General features: G+C 74.3%; 1 protein-coding gene. It reads left to right on the top strand.

Annotation, left to right across the window (positions count from 1 at the left end; genetic code table 11):
• On the top strand, positions 1 to 1,025 hold a 1,025-nt coding region (locus tag AB0J52_RS42130; protein ID WP_500188931.1), incomplete at both ends, for a glycosyltransferase family 39 protein.

Below are 1,025 nucleotides of genomic sequence, written 5' to 3'. Positions count from 1 at the left end.
CGGGCTTCGTGCTGCCGCTCACCGCCGCCGCGGTCGCGCTGGTCATCTCGCTCTTCGAGCTCGGCCGTCCCTCCTACTGGCTGGACGAGGCCGCGACGGTGAGCGCCATGCGCCGTCCGCTGCCCGACCTGCTGCGCGTGTTCCAGGACATGGACCTCGTGCACGCGGGTTACTACCTGGTGCTGTGGCCCTGGGCGCACGTGTTCGGCACGGGCGAGACCGCGCTGCGGCTGCCGAGCGCGCTGGTGACGGCGCTCGCGGCCGCCGGCGTCACCGTCCTCGGCCGCCGCTGCGCCGGGAAGACCGCCGGGCTCGCGTCCGGGTTGGTGTACGCGTCGATGGTGTCGGTCACGCGGTACGCGCAGGAGGCCCGCTCGTACGCGATGGTCGGCGCGGTCGCGGTCCTCGCCTCCTACCTGCTGGTCAGGGGCCTCGGGGCAGACGAGGGCGCTGCCGGCGGCGCAGGCGGGGACGATGCCACGTCTAAGCGCCGCCGCTGGCCCTGGTTCGCGGGCTATGCCCTCGCGGTCGCCCTGCTCGGGCTGCTCAACCTGGAGGCGTTGCTGCTGGTCCTGGCGCATCTGGTGACGCTCGCGTTCAGCCGGGCCGGGCGCGGCATCTGGGTCCGCTGGCTTCTCGCGGCCGCCGGGGCGGGCGTGGCGCTCGCACCGTTCGCGCTGGCCGCGTCCCGCCAGGACAAGCAGATCGACTGGCTGCCGAAGCCGGGCGGACTGATGCTCTGGCGACTGGTGAAGTTCTTCGCGGGGGACGCCCGGCTGGCCGTGCCCGTGCTGGGGCTGGCGCTGCTCGGCGCGCTGATCGCGTGGCGCCGGGAGAGCGCCGTCTCACTCACGGCCCTGGCGCTGCCGTGGTTCCTGCTCCCCTCGGTCGTGCTGCTCTCCTGGTCCGCCGTCGGGGAGCCGGTGTTCATCTTCCGCTACGTGTTCTTCTCGCTGCCGGGGCTCGCCCTCCTGGTCGGCGCGGGCCTCGCCCGGCTCTGGCGGACGGGCCTGCGCACCTCGGGC

This window comes from Spirillospora sp. NPDC049652 (genome assembly GCF_040675125.1).
Taxonomy (GTDB): domain Bacteria; phylum Actinomycetota; class Actinomycetes; order Streptosporangiales; family Streptosporangiaceae; genus Spirillospora.
The sequence above is the reverse complement of the archived record's forward strand: the minus strand, read 5'-3'. Positions and strand labels throughout refer to the sequence as shown.